At 43.7% G+C, this 20,897-nt stretch carries 13 protein-coding genes; 5 read left to right on the top strand and 8 right to left on the bottom strand.

The window, feature by feature from the left end; genetic code table 11:
- Positions 1-87: 87 nt before the first annotated feature.
- Positions 88-4,470, bottom strand: coding sequence for an S-layer homology domain-containing protein (locus tag AC1TO9_RS08815; protein ID WP_482055799.1), 4,383 nt, complete (start codon positions 4,468-4,470; stop codon positions 88-90).
- Between the two features lie 248 nt (positions 4,471-4,718).
- Here AC1TO9_RS08815 and AC1TO9_RS08810 point away from each other — a divergent pair, with 248 nt between their 5' ends.
- From AC1TO9_RS08810 to AC1TO9_RS08795, 4 genes are all read left to right on the top strand, one after another.
- Entirely contained in the window at positions 4,719-5,072 is a 354-nt protein-coding gene (locus AC1TO9_RS08810; RefSeq protein ID WP_482055798.1) for a PadR family transcriptional regulator, read from the top strand.
- On the top strand, positions 5,059-6,069 hold the full coding sequence (locus tag AC1TO9_RS08805) for an HAAS signaling domain-containing protein (protein WP_482055797.1): 1,011 nt from the start codon (positions 5,059-5,061) through the stop codon (positions 6,067-6,069). Before AC1TO9_RS08810 ends, AC1TO9_RS08805 begins: the two co-directional genes overlap by 14 nt.
- A gap of 138 nt (positions 6,070-6,207) precedes the next feature.
- The gene (locus tag AC1TO9_RS08800) at positions 6,208-6,924 is read left to right on the top strand and encodes an ABC transporter ATP-binding protein (protein ID WP_482055796.1); all 717 of its coding nucleotides are present in this window, start codon (positions 6,208-6,210) and stop codon (positions 6,922-6,924) included.
- Entirely contained in the window at positions 6,911-8,512 is a 1,602-nt protein-coding gene (locus tag AC1TO9_RS08795) for a hypothetical protein (RefSeq protein ID WP_482055795.1), read from the top strand. Before AC1TO9_RS08800 ends, AC1TO9_RS08795 begins: the two co-directional genes overlap by 14 nt.
- A 121-nt stretch (positions 8,513-8,633) precedes the next feature.
- Here the strand turns inward: AC1TO9_RS08795 and AC1TO9_RS08790 are convergent, their stop codons facing one another.
- Positions 8,634-10,154, bottom strand: a complete 1,521-nt coding sequence (locus tag AC1TO9_RS08790) for a malate:quinone oxidoreductase (protein WP_482055960.1) — start codon at positions 10,152-10,154, stop codon at positions 8,634-8,636.
- 313 nt (positions 10,155-10,467) lie between these two features.
- On the opposite strand from AC1TO9_RS08790, the gene AC1TO9_RS08785 reads away from it, so the two are divergent.
- Positions 10,468-11,496 (top strand): CdaR family transcriptional regulator, encoded by a 1,029-nt coding sequence (locus AC1TO9_RS08785; RefSeq protein ID WP_482058920.1) that lies wholly within the window; start codon positions 10,468-10,470, stop codon positions 11,494-11,496.
- Between the two features lie 37 nt (positions 11,497-11,533).
- Here AC1TO9_RS08785 and AC1TO9_RS08780 read toward each other — a convergent pair whose 3' ends face one another.
- From AC1TO9_RS08780 to AC1TO9_RS08755, 6 genes are all read right to left on the bottom strand, one after another.
- Positions 11,534-12,670, bottom strand: a complete 1,137-nt coding sequence (locus AC1TO9_RS08780; RefSeq protein WP_482055792.1) for a glycerate kinase family protein — start codon at positions 12,668-12,670, stop codon at positions 11,534-11,536.
- 19 nt (positions 12,671-12,689) lie between these two features.
- Positions 12,690-13,991 (bottom strand): GntP family permease, encoded by a 1,302-nt coding sequence (locus AC1TO9_RS08775; RefSeq protein ID WP_482058919.1) that lies wholly within the window; start codon positions 13,989-13,991, stop codon positions 12,690-12,692.
- A gap of 584 nt (positions 13,992-14,575) precedes the next feature.
- Positions 14,576-17,206 carry a family 16 glycosylhydrolase gene (locus AC1TO9_RS08770; RefSeq protein ID WP_482058918.1) on the bottom strand — a complete coding sequence of 877 codons (2,631 nt, stop codon included), beginning with the start codon at positions 17,204-17,206 and terminating at the stop codon, positions 14,576-14,578.
- Between the two features lie 100 nt (positions 17,207-17,306).
- Positions 17,307-17,429: a hypothetical protein gene (locus tag AC1TO9_RS08765; protein ID WP_482058917.1), complete on the bottom strand. Its 123-nt coding sequence runs from the start codon at positions 17,427-17,429 to the stop codon at positions 17,307-17,309.
- Entirely contained in the window at positions 17,413-18,984 is a 1,572-nt protein-coding gene (locus tag AC1TO9_RS08760; RefSeq protein WP_482058916.1) for a response regulator, read from the bottom strand. Before AC1TO9_RS08760 ends, AC1TO9_RS08765 begins: the two co-directional genes overlap by 17 nt.
- A gap of 3 nt (positions 18,985-18,987) precedes the next feature.
- Positions 18,988-20,826 (bottom strand): sensor histidine kinase, encoded by a 1,839-nt coding sequence (locus AC1TO9_RS08755; RefSeq protein WP_482058915.1) that lies wholly within the window; start codon positions 20,824-20,826, stop codon positions 18,988-18,990.
- Positions 20,827-20,897 lie beyond the last annotated feature (71 nt).

The raw sequence follows: 20,897 nt of genomic DNA, 5'->3' as shown, positions 1-20,897 counted from the left end.
TCAAATAAAATAAAACCGAAACAAGCACCATCACAGCGCTCATTTCGGCTTTATTTAGTTCGATCTCTTTTACAGCGGATAGCTCTACTACCGATCGATATCAGTCAACCATCTGTAGAAGATCGCAGCCATTTCCGCACGGGTCATCCAGGCATCAGGAGATAACTTAGCTTTACCGCGCCCCTCTATGATACCAAGCGCAAGTGCCATATTAATATCCGCCTTCGCCCATTCAGATACCACATCTGCATCCTCGTACTCTTGAAGGTGATCTATCGATGCTTCTGTTCGCAACTCCATCATCTTCGTGATCCGAGTCAGCATAGCAATCGCCTGCTCCCGTGTGATCAAATCCTCACCTCGGAATGTACGATCCCCATAGCCTTGGATGATTCCGTATTGTACAGCTGTTTCAACAGCATCTGCATACCAATCCGTTGATGCAACATCATCGAATCGACGATCATAAGACATCACTCCAAAGCCAAACGTCCGTACAGCAAACGCGGCAAACTGGGCTCTGGTCACCCAAGTGTTCGGCTGATAGCTACCGTCCTCAAAGCCGCTGGCAATGACACGAGAAGCCATATCTTCCAAAATCCGTTGCGACCAATTTCCTCCTACATCATGAAAAGAGTCCTTGTACTGTACAAGTGTGAATATACCATTGGTTGTGTTGCTAATCTCAGCAAACCATTGATTTCCTTGTTGCACTTTTCTCGTTGGAATATGTGCTAAGCCATTGGGTCTCCATTCCACAGCGGTCGTAAAGTTAGCATCCTTCACCGGAAGCCGAAGCTTCGCGAACTTAGCGAGTCGTTCAATCGAAGCAGACCGATTCTCATACTTCACTTGGAGAGCTAAGGATATCGGGGTATTCACCACTTCCATCCCATCCAAAGGTACGATTTCCCCAAGCTTATCCTTCTCCCATTTCATCGAGAGTACAAACAATAGATTCGATTGCTCCGTTGCCTGAAGCTGCTTCAATACCGAATCAGTAGTGATTTCTGTAATCGGAAAGCGATAGACAACCTCTTGATGCTCCACCTGGACGAATCCTTGGGGAACAAACAATTGATCCCATGCTCGCTTCTCAATCTCAACGACAATGCTTTCCTCAGTAGCTGTTGAAGCGATGATCCATTCGTCACTGACTAATGTGGCTTTATGACCGACACCATTCACTCGAATGTCATATTCCTGCTTTACCGATTGCTGTGCATTGACTGAAGTATTTGTTGGCCCGCCTGACGGTCCAATCGGTGGGACCACATTAGGTCGCGCTGGCTCTCTAGTGACGTTGATCGTATAAATCTGAGGTGTTCCATCCAGCAACATTTCAGCCCGGAATGTATTCAAGCCTACTTGAAGCGGTATATTATCTTCCCACATAAGCTCGGTCTGATTCATATACAATCTCGCATCCGTGATATTTAACGTTTGGTCGTATGTTGCTTGGGTACTCGATATCTCATACGGTATAGTCGCATGATATACATTCTCTACAACAGTCAGAGAGAAAGAAATCCCTGCTAATGAAACAGGATGAACGAAAGGAAGTGTTGTGAAGCTTATGTTGCCGCTGTAGCGCGTGTCCCATTCGGTTACTGCATACGAGCGAGCATAGTATGTTGTATCTGGTTGCAGCCCCGTTAGTTCGATACGCTGCTGCCCCGGACTCTGCAATGCGGTGGAATAGACTGCATCTGTAACCGATGGATTCGGTGACGTACTGACCGCAATTCCGCTTTCAATAAATTGATCCAAATCACTGGATAACACTTCATACGTTCCATATGCTGATGTCGCTTCCTCATCATCTATGGCTAGAGAGACGGACCAGTTCTCTATACTGAAGGCTCCATTCGCTGAATAGTCAAAGACTACATCGCCCGTCTTCGCAGCTACTACCTTCCAGTAATAAGGAATCCCAGCATATAAATGACTCGTATCCATCGTAAATGACGTTTCATTTGTTAATTCCTTTGTTTCCACTACATTTTTAAATTTCGGATCCGTTGCCACTAATACGATCGTTCGGTCATAATCCGCATCCGCATTTGGGTTATCCCAGGTGAAGGTAACCTCTGGCGTGTCCTCAGGAAATACCGTACCGAAGGCTGGTGTCTGTAAATCCGGTGCCAAAGGTCTTCCCAGAGTGGATTCTAGGACAACAGGTACGTATTCTCCTCCAGTGAGTATAATAAACTCCGCTCGCTTCGGTATGAAGCGCATCGTCTCTCCTGATCTTAGATGTATTGGCCAAGTCCTGGTTTCACTCCAATCAATCGTTTCTCTTAAATTGATTTCTTCCCCATCACTTGGCTGATGCTTCTCAAACTGAGCTTGAATCTCGCCTGTTTCTTCGAAGAAGATAAATTGAACAGTACCTTCTTTCCAATCATTATTTATATTGTTAAATTGGAGAATAGCTTGGCGTTTACCCACTTGCCCACCGACCACAGCATGATAGATCTGACCGGGAGACTTTGCGAAATTGATTCCAATAAGCGGGTATTCCTCGAAGTATATATCTGTTTTGGAGGATCGATCTATTTTTAACCTTCGCACTATTTCTCCATTCATTGGAAAGTCGATGCCCAAGTCCAGCGTATTCCCTACAACTGATGTTCCTGTTATGACCTGACGCTCATCCTGCACATTGGAGAACACAGGGACATCTTCCAGATTAGGAGCAACGATCCGCAGACCAACTAGCTCTGTCCGTATTTCCTGTTTGACTTCATCATAATAGGTTTTCGGAAACATCATTTGCCGATCGCCAATATATAGTGGACTATCCCCGTAACTAACTTCTGAAGCCTTATAAAGTACCCCAGAGTCTGGATGGGTAATTTGCCAACCACCATTATAGTCTTTCTGAGCCATCAGCCCTGAGGAGTCCAGCCAAATCATTGAATAGGTATAATCCTTCTTCAACTGGCTCGATTGATACGTTTTATAATTAATAATATGAATCCAGCCGCTGTGTGCATCAGCAATCGTCACATGCTCACCGTCCGTATGCATAGAAAGACTGTAGCCTATGAATGGATAGGTATGTATCAGAGTCAGCTCATTATTAGAAGGATTGACCGAATATTGCTGAATCTCATTCTCCAGTGCGACTAATAACTGCCCATCAGGGGTAAATATAATATCATAAACCTCTTCCCACATCGTATCAATGATGCTTAAATCATTCGTAGAGATAACGACAACAGCCCCATTCTGATTCAAATCAACGGCATACAAATGCCCATTATAATAGGCTAAATTGTATAGCTGATGACCCAAGTTGCGAGGCATACTCCGAACATATAAACCTGATGCATCGTATTCATCCAGCCTTCCTTCATAATAATCCAAAATAAAAACATGACCGTTCTCAGCTAGGGCGATTTTCAAATCAGCATCTGTATAGCTAGTCTCTCGCTCACTCCCAATGGATCCGGTTAGTTTATACGTATTGCTGGACGAATCATACTCATAGACTAAGATATCACTACCATATGTCGTATTAACATATAGGGTACCTTGATTATCGACTTCAATAATAGCACTTTCAGCGGAATACTCATGCAAGTCGATACCATATTGCTGCGTCCCATTCAAATACACATTAGCCTGATTATTATGTACGGCTACCCCCATCACATGCGAGCCGTCCGCTGAAACGGACAATGATGAAAAGTCCCATCCGTCGAGCTGGATGCAGCCTACATCGCAAGAAAATGCTGGATTGTAATTGCCCATTACATAAGCATTTTGCTTAACCACAAAGCTTCCCGCGGGCTCCTTCACAATGCTGTTAATAGATTTACCCCAGGTCGTCGTATTTGTCGTGATGCTAGGATTCGCGTCTGTAGGGTCAATGGTATAATACTTATCCATTTGATTTGCTGCTGCGTACATCAATCCATCGTATACTTTCTGAATGGATGTGATCTCTTCAGAGAATATAACGACTTCATCATCCACGATCGTCTTTGCGTCCAAATCATACTTCAACATCGGACGGACCGTATCGCTTTGTTTGTGAATGATATATAAATAATTTCCGTCTGCTTCCTCTGAGAATACAATCTGCTCAGGATAGAAGTCCAATGCGCCACCGGCCAGCCAAGAAGCCCCAGCCACCTCCCTAGCAAGTTGATCTCGATCGACTAGTAAGCCATGATACGTGCCATCCGTTCCGAAATGGAAGATGTCTCTTTTGTTCCCCATAGGTAGCTGGGCAATGACGAATAGATCATCCGTCGAGCTCGACTCCATCTGCTGAACTTTCTCCATGCCTCCCCGATTAGGAAAGGTGAACGCATCCTCGGCCCACCCCATATCAATCTCCTCGAACTTCACTGACGTATCTGCTGCTGCTGCATTCGCAACAGGCGAAGCCGCCAAATTCCCTCCTAAAGTTGACAGCACTAGCGCTGTAACAAGAAAAAACTTCATAAATCGTCTCATTTCATTCCCCCATCATTTCAATATTGATATTCTCTTGTTATGAATGGTAACAGAGTGCAATGAAAGAATAATGAAAGAAACTAGGGATTTGCTGGATGGGGCCAACATGATGACATTCATACTTTTCACTTATGGCGATTCATACACCGCCTATTTCAAGACTACATATATAGTCCAAATTTATTCTTAATGTATTATTTACAATAGTGTGTGGCATACAGTATACTAATAACAGGAGCTGATGTTTCATGGATATTAAAGAGACAATCAATGGATTGACACAGGAGATGCGGCGCGGAACGATCATTATCGGCGTGCTCAGTCAATTATCCGAACCGCAATACGGTTACTCTCTCGTCTCTATTTTAGAGGAAAAGGGGATTACCATCGATCCAGGCACCATGTACCCTCTATTACGCAGGTTGGAGAAGCAAGAATTGCTTGAAAGCAAGTGGGATACCAATGAATCTAGACCTCGAAAGTACTACTTGTTAAGTCCTACTGGTAAGGAGGTTTACCGTCAGTTATGCCAGGAATGGGAAGTCATGACGGTCAGCCTTGAAAGCTTAATTCGAGGAGGAAGCGACGATGGAAGTAGTTAAAAGGTATATTCATGCCGTAACGCAAAAATTACCTGAACAGCAGAGAGCAGACATAGAGAAAGAACTACAAGGATTAATTGAGGATATGGTTGAAGAGCGGATTCAAGGTGGAGAAGCTACCCAGGTAGACGTCGAAGAAGTGCTTCTGGAGCTTGGAGACCCAAGCGACTTGGCGGATAAATATAGGGAAAGTAAGAGGTATCTGGTCAGTCCGGAACTCTTCCCGACTTATCTATTCGTTCTCAAGATAACGCTCGCAGCGATCGCAATTGCTATAACAGTTGCCTTTGTGATTGAGACTGTTCTAAATCCCGCTCAGATACCAGATCAGTTCACAAGCTATCTAAGTTCAATCATATCGGGTTGCTTCCAAGGATTTGCCTGGGTGACGATCATCTTCTTCTTAGTAGAATATAAGGGCGCTAACAAAATAAAACTCAGTAGAAATACATGGACACCATCCGATTTACCTCCCCTACCCGATCAGCGGGTCAGAATTAAATTGTCCGATCCCATTGTAAGTATCGCCTTTACCATTATTTTTCTAGTTCTGTTGACCTTCTCGATCAATCTTTTTGGTGTATGGTTTTCTCGAGATGCTAGTATTCGAACGATTATACCCATTTTTGATGAACAAGTATTCCTAGAGTTTCTTCCGTTCATTTGGATCGTATTTGCTATAAGCATACTCAGTGATATCATGAAGATCATTTGGGGAAAATGGACTATCAAACTCATTGCATTTGATATTGTGGTGATCTTACTCCATTTCGTACTGGCAGTGTTCATGTTTTCGGATATATCCATATGGAATCCTCATTTCCTGCAACAAATAGCACAAACCGATCTGACACTGAATAATAGCGATGCATTGCAAACAGTCCAAACGGTTTGGCCACATGCTACAAAAGGAATGCTCTCTATTATAGGAATAGTTCTGGGCATCCAACTCATCACTACCGTTGTTAAATACTTTAAGATTAAAGACTTCACTTAGAAGCAAAGGCTGCCGATGATCGGTAGCCTTTGCTTCTATAATGCTCTTACATTAGTAAACTGCGACCATTCGACCATTCCTAACGTATTAAAAAATAGTGTTACATCGTTATGAATCTAATTAGGGGGGGGAACACACTTGCAGCTGAGTCTAAACAACATCAATAAACAATTTGATGACAAAAAGGTGCTTCAGGGCATCGAATACACCTTTCAAAAAGGTAAGATTTATGGATTGCTTGGTCGAAATGGCGCGGGGAAAACGACGCTGTTTCATTGTTTGAGTGGGGAAACAAAGATCGACGACGGACACGCCATGATTGAGGATAATGGGGTCTTTAGAAAACTGCGTGAAGAAGATGTCGGGTTTGTCTACTCGCTACCGATACTGCCTGAATTTCTGACCGGTTATGAATTTGTTAAATTCTTCATGGATATCAATCGCGACAAACTGCACCCTGGTCAAAGCATAGATAACTACTTTGATATGATGAGCATTTCAGAAGAAGATCGACATCGATTAATCAAAAACTATTCCCATGGGATGAAGAACAAAACTCAGATGCTGCTATTTCTAATCACGAAACCGCCGATCATTTTGCTTGATGAGCCGCTCACGTCCTTCGACGTCATCGTGGCGCTGGAAATGAAAAACTTGCTACGTGAAATGAAGCATGATCACATCCTTATTTTTTCAACCCATATATTGCAGCTTGCTTCCGATTTATGCGATGAGCTTGTCGTGCTGAACAACGGACGTTTGTCCTCTGTACCTTCTGACCTGCTACACAGTCCGGAATTTGAACAAAGCATAATCCATTTGCTAAAGGATGAAGATCAATATGAGAACACTTAATACGCTTCTGGCGCTCCGGACGTTCTCCACTGCCAATCGCTTCATCTATTTCGCTCAGAGGTTACCGCTGATCGGCAAGCATATAAAGGACAGTGCCTATGCTAACCTAGGCGGCAAAAAGATCGTTAACATCATAGCAATATTACTAGGTGTATTATGGGGACTTATTTCCAAACTAGCTTACATTGGGCTTCTCGTTTATCTTCCAGCTGTAGCTCTAAGTGGTGTAACGAATCAGGAAGAACAACTCCAGCTTTTTTTGCATCTATTTATGATAGTAATCTTTATCGTGGCGAGTGTATCCAGTGCCTCCATATTGGAACCGAAAAGGGAAAAGTATATTGCCGTAAAATTAATGCGAATGCAGCCGACTACCTATATGCGCGTTTCTCTTAGCTACAAATACTGCACTTATTTGATCTATTACATACCTGCGTTGCTGATCTTCACTTCATTGCTGGGAGCAACCATCCTTCAAGCGCTGTCGCTTGCCGTGTCTATCACAATGTGGCGAGTACTCAGCGAATATTTACATCTAAAATGGTTTGAGAAGACCGGTAAGGTGCTGATCAAGAATAATTTGATTGTTTGGTTAACGATTGGAATTGGTTACTCGGTCGCCTATGCTCCACTTTTTCTGGATTGGATTCCCGTGAGCGGAACGCTGTTACTTTCTGTACCGGTTATGCTCGTCATAGCAGCATTGGGTATTTACGCAGCCATACAGCTGTACCGATATCAGGATTACCGAACGGTGGTTGACGCCGCAACGAAACGGGATGATCCACTACTTGATCTTGGACGCATGATTTCAGAAGCCCAGCAGACCGCTGCGCGATCCAAAGACAGCGACTTTACATCCGTAGCTCAACAATCTGATAAATTCAAGAACAAGGAAGGTTATGTCTATCTGAATGCACTTTTTTTCGCAAGACATCGCAGTCTAATTGTACAACCGGTGTACAAAAGATTGATGATCATCGGTGCTCTGGGTGTTATTGGCATACTTCTTGCACTTACGGGCAATCCGTTGATTGCTATTATGACTTCGAACCTAGACAGAGTTCTACCCTTCTTAGTATTTACTCTAAGCTTAATTTCTGTAGGAGAGGCAATGTGCCGCGTCATCTTCTTCAATTGCGATCTCAGCCTGTTACGTTATAGCTTTTATCGAAACGCAGTGAATAGTCACTTTCGCATCCGGCTATACCGCATCACAGGGCTTAACCTAACAATCTCCGCTGCGCTTGGAACAGCGTTGACGCTCATTGTGCTAGTGGGAGGCGGAGCACCTGTCCTTGAGTTACTTCTGATTTGGGTATGCGTACTGACACTAGCCGTCTTTTTCTCAGTCCATCACCTGTTGATGTACTATATATTTCAGCCTTATTCAACCGAATTGAATATGAAAAATCCTTTCTTCTTCATTGTTACTATGGTGGTGTCGGCCGCCACCGGATTATGTATTATCGTACAGGCACCTGCTCTTACTTTTACGTTAATCGTATTGATTCTAACCCTTGTGTACTTACCGACTGCACTGATTCTCGTTCAGAAGTTCGGTCAGCGTACATTTAGAGTAAAGTAATTGGACATCAGCGCACATTAGGAAATGAATAGCTTCAGTCAGCCAATAAAGGTACTTGAAGAAACGAAAGGAAGCATACATTTGCCACAACGGCAATTTATGCTTCCTTATAATATACAGGCTATTCAGATGTGCTTGTTTCTTTACCCGCTAAGCCAAGCATCTGCGCTGTTGAAGTATGAATTTCGCGGATAAGCTCTGGGTTGTCCAATAGTGACTCACCATAAGATGGAATCATTTCTTTTATTTTTGGCTCCCACGCTTTGATATGTTGCGGAAAGCATTTTTTTATAATCTCAAGCATGACAGAAACGGCGGTAGAAGCACCCGGAGAAGCGCCAAGTAATGCAGCGATCGAGCCATCAGCCGCACTAATCACTTCTGTACCAAATTGAAGCGTTCCTTTGCCGGCAGCAGTATCTTTAATAATTTGCACACGCTGACCTGCTAGCACTAGCTCCCAATCCTCGCTTTTCGCGTTCGGGACGAATTCCCGTAAAGCTTCCATGCGCTTTTCCTTCGATAACATCACTTCCTTGATCAGGTATGTTGTCAATGGAATGTTCTTCACACCTGCCGCCAGCATCGTTACGAGATTATGCGATTTCACGGAAGTTAACAAATCAAGCATTGAACCGTATTTTAGAAACTTGGGTGAAAAACCGGCAAACGGTCCAAAGAACAACAACTCTTTGTTGTCGATAACTCTTGTATCAAGATGCGGAACAGACATCGGAGGTGCACCAATGGCAGCCTGACCATATACTTTGGCACGATGCTTCGCTACAATATCCGGGTTCTTACATACCATAAATAATCCGCTAACCGGAAAGCCTCCAACCCCTTTGCCTTCAGGGATACCGGATTTCTGCAGCAAATGTAGGCTTCCTCCCCCGCCGCCGATAAAGACAAATTTTGCCGTATGGCGCTCAATGGTACCGCTATCAACATTCCGCACTTTCAATTCCCACGAGCCATCGCTAGCACGTTTAATATCGTCAACATTCTGTTTGAATTTGATATCGACGTTATTACTCTTTAAGTGATCAAACATTATACGCGTTAAGGCACCAAAGTTGACATCCGTACCAGATTCGATTCTAGTTGCTGCTATAGGTTTATTCAATGTCCGGTCTTTCATCATAAGCGGAATCCATTCCATCAATTTACCCGGATCATCGGAAAATTCCATCCCTTGAAACAGTGGATTATCAGACAGTGCTTCAAAACGACTTTGTAGAAATGTTACATCTCGTTCCCCTTGCACAAAACTCATATGAGGCACTGGCACGATAAAGTCTCGCGGATTACGGATCAGATTACTGCTTACAAGATAAGACCAAAACTGCTTTGAAACCTGATACTCTTCATTCACTTTTATAGCTTTGCTAATATTGATGGATCCATCTGGTTGTTCGACGGTGTAGTTAAGCTCGCACAGTGAAGAATGCCCCGTTCCCGCATTATTCCATTCGTTAGAGCTTTCCTCGCCTGCGCTTCCACGTCTCTCTAGTACTGTAATGTCCCAGTCCGGTGCTAATTCTTTCAGCAATGACCCCAAAGTAGCACTCATAATTCCGGCACCAATTAAGATAACGTCTGTTTTCATTTGTCTGTTACTCATGTTTACCGTCCTTTGCAGAAAGAATGTAAGCGCCTCATTAAGCCAACACGCGGCATAGTCATATATCTTTTCTGGATCAATTATAACCTGATCATAGTCTATCACTATTATTTAAAGATTAAAATATCAATTTACTATTATATAGACCCCAAAAATAGTTATTGATATAATTTTACAAGGAGCTATTCTATTGTGTTATCCATTTATAATAAAGCTTGTAAGTGCTACAAGCGAATAATTCTTTGTTCCTTTGCACAAAATTATTAAACCAGAACCGCTGTGTCGATTGATGCTTACACTTTAGAGAATCGATTATGAAGGAGAACCAACTATGTATGAGTTGACGCATAATCAAGCCCAAAACATTGTTGATAGAATGATGAAGGATATCCCCTATAATATTAATATTATGGATCACACAGGATTGATCATCGGGAGTGGAAATAAAGGAAGGATTGGTACGCTGCATCATGGTGCAGTGAAAGCCATAAAACAAAGAAGAGTCGTGGAAATTAACAAAGATGAGGAATTCGTAAAGAAGGGTATCAACTTACCGATCGAATGGAATGGTAGTATTGTTGGAGTGGTAGGAATCAGCGGTGAAGTAAAGGAAACGAGGCCCTTCGGAAACCTTGTAAAGTCTGCTGTTATTTTGTTAATCGATCATAGTATCGCAATGGAAAAGGAGAATCTGAAAAATAACCTAAAGCAAGAATTTTTCGGCTTAATTATCAACCCGGACACCACCTATACGAAAGAATTAATGCATCAGGCATTGACCTATGGCATTCAGTTAACTAAGCCCTCGCAAATCATTTATGTGGAATCTTCGAATGAGATTGCTGAGAATATAACTGAAAGCTTATCCTTCTTTAAAATATCCAAATATTCGCTGTGCTTAGTCATTCAGGAAGCGGATAAGATTGAAGCTTTGCACCAAGCCATTGGAAGTCAGTATCCGGATGCTTTCATTTCCACCAGTAATATGAACGACACTATTTCTGACGGACTTTCGCAGGCCAAAGCGGCTATGCATGTTTTGAAGGGGGTCTATCCCAATGAAAAATCCATCTCCTATGGGAAATGTGAGTTCATCGTCGATATGTCGAAACTACTAAAAAATGATACCAGATTGGAACTACTAGCGCATTCACTTGAAAAAAATGATGAATTGATAAAAACACTCCAGATTTACCTGAACTGTAACCTTAACGCCAATGAAACTGCCAGCAGACTTATGATCCACAGGAATACATTAAACTATAGGATAAACAAGATTTATACCCTTACAGGCAAAGATCCCAAAAATATTTTGGAGCTCATGGAACTCACCTTTATGCTGATTCATCGGATAAAATAACGAGGGTGTCCACAACTGTAGGCCACCCTCTTTGATGTTATTTTAACAATCTGGCAATGCTTTCAGATGTACGGGCAACATTCTCTTTGCCTTGCGTAAGGAGGGTATCAATATCTGCTGCTCCCGGAACAATCCCGAAGATAGCATCAAACCCTTCATCATACAATGTTTCCACATCCACGCCCACATATCCCGCAATAGCAATCACTTTCATACTGCTGTTAATACTCTTAGCTGCCTGAGCAACTCCGAAAGGTGCTTTACCGAACTTCGTCTGAAAGTCGATACCCCCTTCTCCTGTAAAGCAGTAATCCACATGTTGCAGTTTTTCTTTCAAACCTGTATACTCGATAACAATTTCAATTCCCTTTTTCATTGTAGAGTTGGTGAAAGCGATCAGTCCGCCACCAAGGCCACCTGCACCACCTGCACCGGGTACATCTACAATATCGAGTCCAAGTTGTTGTTTAATAACATTGCTGTAGTGCCTTAGATTCTCATCTAAGAATGTAACCATCTCAGGTGTAGCACCCTTTTGCGGACCAAACACAACAGATGCGCCTCGTTCCCCGCACAATGGATTGGTTACATCCGATGCTACCAAGATGTTAATATTTTTTAATTGCGGAAGCACATCAGTAACATCGATCTTATCCAACTCACCCAGGTATCCGCCGCCAAGCTGCAACTCATTCCCTTGTTTATCGAGGAATTTAAACCCCAATGCTGTTGCCATTCCGGCCCCACCATCATTCGTAGCACTTCCGCCAATGCCTAGAATGATATCCGTAATGCCCTTTTCAATACACTCCTTAATTAATTCACCTGTTCCTATGGTCGTCGTAATTAAAGGGTTTTTGGTTTCCTTCGTAACATGATGAATTCCACTGGCAGATGCCATTTCAATCACGCCTGTTTTGCCGTCTCCAAGTATTCCATAATGAGCGAGAACCGGTGTACCAAGAGGCCCGGTCACTTCTTTTTGTATCAAGGTGCCGCCTGTTGCATCTACCAATGACTGAACCGTGCCTTCACCGCCATCAGCCATAGGTACATGAATGCATTCTGCATCTGGAATAGCCCTTTTTATACCAATTTCCATGGCTTCGCATACTTCTTTTGCCGTCATGCTTTCTTTGAACGAATCAGGTGCTAACATAAATATTTTACCCATAAATGATTCCCCATTCCTTTTATAAGATAAATCCGAATAGAACTACTGCTACTATAGTCATCGTTATGCCGACCATACTTTCAAACAAGACAACCTTCATTCTATCCTTCATGTTCATGCCCATGGCATTACGAGAAACGTGGAAGTAGGTTCCGTGTGGCAAGTGGTCGATTACCGTAGCACCGGCATGGGTCATAACTGCAGCTGATAGAGGAGCCACACCTGTATTTAATATCGCACTTGAGAATGAACCCGTGGCCAAAATAGCACCTGTTGAAGTGGATGCTGTTGCTCCTGCCATTAATATGCCTGCTATTGGTGCAAGGAAAATTCCAGAAATACCCGATGATTGTACAAGAGCAACAACTTCTGCAGGCAGGGTTGATGCTGTAATCAATCCGCCAATGGCACCAGCGCCTATAATGATCAAAATCGTTGGTGTCATTCGATTTAAACCAGCCGTACAATAATTCACTATTTCTTTTGCCTTACCCAATGCCAAGGAGCCAACTACACCGGCAAATGGTAGGATAAATAAGGAGTCAATTTTAAGTGCTTCAAGGAAATCAACACCTAAGATCGAACCAATCGGGCTAATCATCAAAAGAACAATAGCGATGATTGGAGCTACTAGAGCTTTAGATAAAGGTGGTAGATTCATGGAGCTGGTCTTTTCCAATTCGGCGGCTTCCAAATCCGTTACTTTAGTGCCTTTATACTTAATTAAGGATGCGATTATAACCGCAACTGCTAACCCGAACAGAGCAGGTACTAATCCTCCAAGCATGACCTGGTTAACATCGAGATTGAATCCCCCTGCTGCTGCAATGGTATTCGGGTTAGGTGAAATAATGTTACCCGCTTTACCTCCGCCAGATAGAGCCACTAGCAAAGCAATCTTGGAATATCCCATTTTGTGGCCAACAGACAACGCGATTGGTGCAACAATCAATACGGCAACAGGAATGAATACTCCTACTGCAGTAATAACCATGGTAGCCAATGCAAGCGACAACATGGCTTTCGTTCCACCGAGTTTATCAACAATCACTTTCGCAATGGTTCCCGCTGATCCAGACTCCATCATCACGCCAGCAAAAACACCTGCAGCGATAATACGAATAACTGTACCTTGAACACTTTGTGTTCCAGAAATCAGGATGCTGATTACTTCTGAGAAATTCGCCCCACCAATAAAACCTCCAATAATGGCGCCCAGAATCAATGCATAAGTGGGTGCCAATTTAAACAAAATCAATATAATGGCCAGTGCTAGGCCTGCTAAAGCGCCAATCCAAGTAATATCCATTGCTGCTGTCATCTTAAATCCTCCTCAGGGTGATCTTGACTTTTTGAATTTTGTAGACCCCATTGAGCCAATATGAGTAATCACCACAGATCTTGTAAATTTATTCACATAGTATCTTTTTTTGATTTGCATCTATCTACATGTATTGTGGTGAATCTTTCTATTACTCCTTTAAGGTCGTCCTGCTCCACTAACTTGAATACGTTTTCATTATATTTGCATTATGAACTTATAACAATTGATATTCTAATGAATATTGTTGTGCATATGCACTAAATAATTCGCGATTAATTTGGAAATCAGATAAGAACATAGCTTATATTTTACTAAAAAATGCTGTTATATTCTTTAATTAAGTCACTCTAGGGGCGACCATTTACTACACGACAGATGCTAAGGTCGTTTACGGAGGTCTAGCTTTAAAAAGGGGATTCATATGTACTCATTTATTTCTAAGGGGAGTTAGGATGGTTTCTCCGCACAAAAGTTCAGCATGAGTGAAACAATAAGATAGGCGAGAGGGAAGATGTAAATCTTCTCCCTCGCCTATTATAAGTCATATTATATTTCCTAAAGTCTGGCTAGCGTTACCCGGTCTACTCTGCTGTTCCTTGAGTTACCCCATGGATATACGTGAGCGGCGAGGTGTCCAGTGCCCCTTGCCCCGGATTATAAGTAAAGAAGTACTCAAGGGTATCCCCATATTGCAGATTATTTACGGGATAGGTATAGTTACCATTCCCCGTTGGTGTCATGGCTACGTTTAACTGCCCACCATCATTTAACTTATAGTGCAAATCCGCAAAAGTTGCACCGTTTACATAAAATAGTACATCATCACCTATTTTCTTCAGGCCGCGCACTGCATCACCGATGATTACAACGGTGGAGGCCTCCGGTAGCACAGTGATGGTGCAGGAGGCTACTTTATTGCCATCAACTGTTGTCGCCGTAACTGTTGTCGTGCCTGGAGCGAATCCCGTCACCGCACCTGACTGATTCACGGAAGCGACACCGGAATTCGAAACGGCCCAAGTTACCTGCTTATTCGTTGCATTAGAAGGTGCTATATTGGCATTTAACTGTACATTCTGTCCTACTTCCAACTGTGCATTGGTCTGATTTAGACTTATACCGGTAACAGACACGTTTTCAGAATTTCCGTCACTTTCTTTATACACACGCACATAATCCACCTGCATCGTTGCAGGGATATCGGCTGGATCTGGGATCAGACCGCCATCAAAGTGCCCGCCAATAGCCAAATTCATAATAATGTAGAAAGGCTGATCGAAAGGTGCATTCGGATTGTTCGGGGCAGCTACGGAATACCATTGATCTCTGCTTACTTTGAAGAAAAACTTCCCATCCACATACCATTTGATATTATCCTCTTCCCAGATCATGGAATACACATGATAATCATTTGCAAAGGTCTGCCCTTCAGGGAAGTGATATTCGCCGGCAATATATCTGTTCACTGGCCATTGTCCACCGAAGTGTACGGCACCGCTAGTCGTGCCTGGCAACCGTCCCTTCGCTTCCATAATATCAATTTCGCCGGATGCTGCCCATGCACCATAAACAGAAGCTTCTGGAAGCATCCAAAGTGCCGGCCAGACGCCATTGCCTGTAGGCAGCTTTGCACGAATGTCTACTCTGCCGTGCTGGAAGGAAATATGATCCTTGGTGTTAACTTTACCGGAGGAATATTGTGCGTACCGACTTGGATCCTGCGGAAAGGATTTTGAATCGTTCAACGCCCTGATATTCAACTTTCCGTCCTGTACAAATACATTTTGAGCACTGTCAGTATAATGCTGCAACTCTGCATTGCCCCAACCCCAGCTATGGGGATCATTACTGATATAATAACCTTGTTCATAGTTCCATTTGCTCGTATCGAGCTCTGTTCCATTAAATTCATCCTGCCAAATATGATTCATTCCCGCAATAGTCGGGTCACTCGGTGTTCCGATTGCAATATCCTCATGATCGGATACATCTGGACGAGGAGCATTTGGGTTTCCGATAAATGTATAGTAGACAAGATTATTGCCGACACTTCCACCTGCCTGCCCATTTAATGGATAGCCGATACGTATCTGCATATCCACCTGAATTGGCTGGAACCAGAGCCCATAGATATGATCGGCCCAATATCCCCACTGATTGGCATCTGACATGTTATTGTAACCATTGCCGGAGTATGCAAATCCGCTTTGACTGGAGTCCCCCATATCTATCCATTGACCATTAATGTTAATCTGGTATACGAAGTTTCCAAGCTCCGTGCCTATTGGTGCTCCCCCATCTATCTTAGGCAGTGGTACCCCTATGCTGCCTTTGACATCTGCTGTTAAGGTCGTTCCATCAAAGGGAGTAATGACATAAGAATTTCTTACAGGTTCATTAAAGGTGATCGTATAAATTACGTTGACCAATGAGGTCTTCGATTCTAATTTTACGTTGATGGACTCCGTTACTGTAAACCAGTAACCACCGCCTCCTTCGGTGAATTGGCCGAAGTTGCTATCATAGATCCAGCCGCTAGCTGCATTATTGTCAATATCAATCCATGTATTGCTGTTTACAGGTTTCACATATACCTTCAAATCATCAGCCACGGCGTCATAGATTATGGCAGGATTATTGTTGAATATAGGATACGTAAAGCCTGCACCGCCTGTAAAACCTGCTGCAATCTGCGGACCTTGCGTAGGTGTCATAGTAGTGACCGTTGTTTTGTTTACGTTTTGAAATAGAAGTGTATATTCAAGTGTAACTCCATTTGCCTTGGAGAATAACTGAATCTCTGTCGTTGCGGAGAGGGTGAACCAATAGCCATTCATACCTCCGTCGCTCCAGTGCCCCCAGTTTTGGTTGTAGATATAGCCGCCAGCACTGTCAATGTCGATCCAGTTACCACTGACTTTAACGTTTACACCTAAGTCATTGGAAACATCATTCCAGGTGGCGGAGCCACCGTTGAATACAGGCATGACGAAACCGTAGCTAGCTTGACCAACACCTGATTTGGAAATGACAGGCCCATCTGCTGCTGAAAAGTAAGCCATAGAGGTAACTGTGCTCGCTGCTGCCTCAATGGCTTGAACCTTCGATGTTGGCAATAGGCCCGTGCTAGCCAACATCACTACTACCAAGACCAAACTCAACACCCTTTGCTTAAACCATTTCTCCGTAGTTTGAATACGCTTCGAGTTCATAAATTTCCCTCCCTCAATAAAATAATGTTTTCGCCATTTTTATGTGAACGATTCTCTGTATGCATCCAGGAAACCGCTTACAATTATGGATACCTTTATTCTATCGAATATAGTAATCAGATGAAAAGGTACATTTGTTTTTGTTATGTCCCATTTCTTTAGGTTTTGATGCGAAGGAAGGTCCAATAGCAACGATATCGACTAATTCATAGCACTGTGTCATGGTATTTCCCCTCCCTTTCATATTTCCGCCGCATCAGCCGCCGGTACTCTGTAGGTTGCATATCCATCACATCTCGAAATGCCCGTGTAAAGCTTTTGTAACTTTCATACCCTACCATGGCAGCCACTTCGACGATTTTATGTTCGGTTTCGGCCAGTAGCCGCCGGGCTTTATCCAGGCGAACATCACGCAGGTATTCTGCGAAGCCTTTGCCAATATTCTTCTTAAACAGGTTTGAGAAATAGGCATAATTAAGTGACACATGGTTGGATACCATCGCCAAGTCTAGCGGCTTATGATAACTTTCGTGTATATAGCGGATCGCCTCGTTCAAGTCCTGCGTGTTGCGATAACTACACTTATATTCATAATAAAACTGGTTAAGCCGAAGCAGCTGCTGTTGTAGCGCCTGAATATAATCGCGAATGCCCGGATAATCGAAAGGATTACGTAAACATTCAATATCCAGCGCCTCTTCCCCCATGTAGGGGCGGATAACACGCTCATATTCCTCCAGCATCTGTACCGTGGCGCGACATAACTGCTGTGTGTAACGGATATGATAGCGTTGCAGCACATCTTTGTGAAACATCATGGAAATTCCTTGAGTGATTGTGCTACTGTTTTTAGCGCCAATTAACTGGAACAGGGCATATAACTCTTCATGGGGAAGTTGCCACTGCTGCTCCAGCCGCTCAATATGATTGGGCAGGATGTAGCGCTTATCTGGAAACAGGTAGCTGTGGTGATATAGCTCCAACACTTGTGTATAGCTACCCGGCAAACCCTTTAATCCTTGCTGTGTGTCGGTCATAGCAGTGATGGCATTAATCTGTCCTGCCTTGAGTGCAGCGGGCAAAGCACTCACATCTACGGCTGCACTAACGGCAAGAATCAGGTGCGGACCGTGTTGCAGGCATATACATCCCCGCCTGCCATATACGCTGTAGGCAATGGATTCCATGCTATGGGCACTGCTTGCCCCCGGTTGGTTAATCCATAGTTCCTCCCGTAGTAGACACAGGCGATAGTTACGCCACAGCTCTGGATTTTGCTGCTGGGTCTGGAGGACCCACGCCTCATCGTTTACCGCACCCTGCATAAACATGCACAGCTCTTTGCGATCTGTCTCCCGAGCGCGGCGCGATAAATGCTTCATATTGCGCGAGAGCTCCTGCCTTGTTCTTATCTCATGCCATACATGCTCTACCGCAGTTTGCAGATCGTCTTGCCTCACAGGCTTGAGTAAGTAGCCCTTTGCCCCAAGTCCAATGGCTTGTTGCGCATAAGAAAAATCACTATACCCGCTAATAATCAGAAAATCTACCTTGATACGTTCCTCTTTGGTCTGCGCCATTAGCGTAAGTCCATCCATATCCGGCATCTTGATATCAGTAATGACCAGATGGATGCTATGCTGTCGCAATATTTGTAACGCCTCAATCCCATTAGCAGTACAGTAAATATTGTCAAGCTGCAGAGGGAATTGGCGCAACATAGCCTGCAGGCCATCGCGTATGTGCTTTTGATCGTCCACAATTAGAATGTTGATCATGCCCTACCACCCTCCAAGATTTACATTTTTCCAAGGTAAACGTATCGTTACACATGTATAGGTTCCCTGTTCACTATCAATCGAAAGACCACAGCCTTTACCATAATGAAGCTGCAGGCGTTTATGCACATTTTCCAAGCCAAGTCCGTTTTTGCTAGTAACGATCGGCATATCCGATTCGCCACGTAGCACAGCCTGCAAATGGATTAGCATCTGCGGGTCAACACCTGTGCCGTCATCACGAATCTCTATTAGCAGCAGGCTGTCATCTTCCACCCATACGGTGATTTGGATGTGCACACTGCCGCCCAAGGGTGCCGCGTGATGAACAGCATTTTCAACGATGGGCTGCATGCACATTTTAGGAATGGCATAACGAAGCACCTCCTGAGGAAGATCCCCCGTCAACACGATACCTCTCCCTTCCATAAAGTTCATGAATTGGATATAGCTTTGTATATTGGCGAGCTCCTCACTAAGGGCAACGGTATCACTGCGCCACTTCATGCTGTAGCGCAGTAGCGAGCCTAACGACACCAGCGCATCTGCAATAGCGGGCTGCCGCTCAACAACCGCCAGCATACGGATGGATTCCAGCGCGTTATACAAAAAATGTGAATTAATCTGTGAATGCAGCGAGTGCAGTTGTGCATTTTTAGCAATTAATTGCTTATCTACCACCTGCGTCATTAGCTGTGTGATCTCATCCAACATTTTGTTATAATTAATGGCCACTTCGTCGATTTCGTCACCCGTTTCGTTTTCATCCAGACCGGTATCAATCTTCGCATCCAGTTGACCCTTTCGTACCATGCGCATAGAAGTTAGCACACTGTCCAAGCGGCGAAATATCCGCCTGGTGGTATGCGACACTAATAGCATAATCAGTAGCAGCACGCACAATGTAATCGCTACGACAAATACATACCAACTACGTGGGCCCTTCATCAATGCCTGATGGGAGGCGATATCCACCACATAGGCATTCAGCGGAGCGATATAGTGGTACAGCGCGTAGTAGGTGTGATCTCCTACCTTGACCTTAATGGGGCTCTTCTGCTGCAATACATCTAACTGCCCGTGAATACTGCTAAATATTTCGCCCAGCCCCTCCCCGGTATTTCCAGAAAATAGATGTTGGGGATTGTAGACATATTGGGAAGGATTACTTCCGTCCATCACAACAGAAAAGAAGTCTCCTCGGGTCTCCTCCAACAGGTCGCTGAAAAACACGCTGTGCGGTGCGCGGATTTCCATAATACTGGGGCGTTTGTGCTGCTGACCTTGAAGCCGTACCAGTCGGTAGTAGGATAGCGTATGCTCACCATCCTTCAAAGCAAATATACGGTATGCCGCACCGCCTTCATCCCGAAGTGTCATCCAGTAATCCTGCGGCCAAAACTTGTCATAATGATAAATTTCGGGCCAGATTTCATATAGATTCGGGTTATCGACATAAAAGCTGAGCTCGCTTATCATCTCATGGCTTTGGATAATATTATGCATCTGCTCAAATTGATTTTGCCTAAATTTCACCAGACGCAGGCCATCCTCACGCATATCAGAGTGAATAAAATCCACAAATGCCTTTTGAGTCAGTGCGGTGGAGGAAGCGTTTTCAATTGTATTCATTCTGCTACGCAGCTGTTCGTTTAACCGTGAAACATGGCTGCTGCCAGTGGCCATAGCATCCTTGTATAGTTGGGTTTCCTGAATCCGGATAAACAAAAAGGATACTGCAATAGCAGGGATGACAATCACTAAGCTAAAGGCTAGAAACAGCTTTTGAGATATGCGGGAATTGCGGTAAATCTTTCTCATTTTATTAAGCAGATACTTCATTATAAGTACCCTCCCCATCACATGTAATATACCATATATTACAACCTCGGGGGGGAGATAGCTAAGCGCTA

It is taken from the genome of Paenibacillus sp. Y916, from assembly GCF_056786435.1.
This window is presented reverse-complemented; position numbering and strand designations above follow the sequence as displayed.

What these genes read in the sequence shown, in the direction of transcription:
- AC1TO9_RS08815 (WP_482055799.1), bottom strand. Translation starts at nt 4,470, where the DNA reads ATGAGACGATTTATGAAGTTTTTTCTTGTTACAGCGCTAGTGCTGTCA.
- AC1TO9_RS08810 (WP_482055798.1), top strand. Translation starts at nt 4,719, where the DNA reads ATGGATATTAAAGAGACAATCAATGGATTGACACAGGAGATGCGGCGC.
- AC1TO9_RS08805 (WP_482055797.1), top strand. Translation starts at nt 5,059, where the DNA reads ATGGAAGTAGTTAAAAGGTATATTCATGCCGTAACGCAAAAATTACCT.
- AC1TO9_RS08795 (WP_482055795.1), top strand. Translation starts at nt 6,911, where the DNA reads ATGAGAACACTTAATACGCTTCTGGCGCTCCGGACGTTCTCCACTGCC.
- AC1TO9_RS08785 (WP_482058920.1), top strand. Translation starts at nt 10,468, where the DNA reads ATGTATGAGTTGACGCATAATCAAGCCCAAAACATTGTTGATAGAATG.
- AC1TO9_RS08780 (WP_482055792.1), bottom strand. Translation starts at nt 12,670, where the DNA reads ATGGGTAAAATATTTATGTTAGCACCTGATTCGTTCAAAGAAAGCATG.
- AC1TO9_RS08775 (WP_482058919.1), bottom strand. Translation starts at nt 13,991, where the DNA reads ATGACAGCAGCAATGGATATTACTTGGATTGGCGCTTTAGCAGGCCTA.
- AC1TO9_RS08770 (WP_482058918.1), bottom strand. Translation starts at nt 17,206, where the DNA reads ATGAACTCGAAGCGTATTCAAACTACGGAGAAATGGTTTAAGCAAAGG.
- AC1TO9_RS08765 (WP_482058917.1), bottom strand. Translation starts at nt 17,429, where the DNA reads ATGACACAGTGCTATGAATTAGTCGATATCGTTGCTATTGGACCTTCC.
- AC1TO9_RS08760 (WP_482058916.1), bottom strand. Translation starts at nt 18,984, where the DNA reads ATGATCAACATTCTAATTGTGGACGATCAAAAGCACATACGCGATGGC.
- AC1TO9_RS08755 (WP_482058915.1), bottom strand. Translation starts at nt 20,826, where the DNA reads ATGAAGTATCTGCTTAATAAAATGAGAAAGATTTACCGCAATTCCCGC.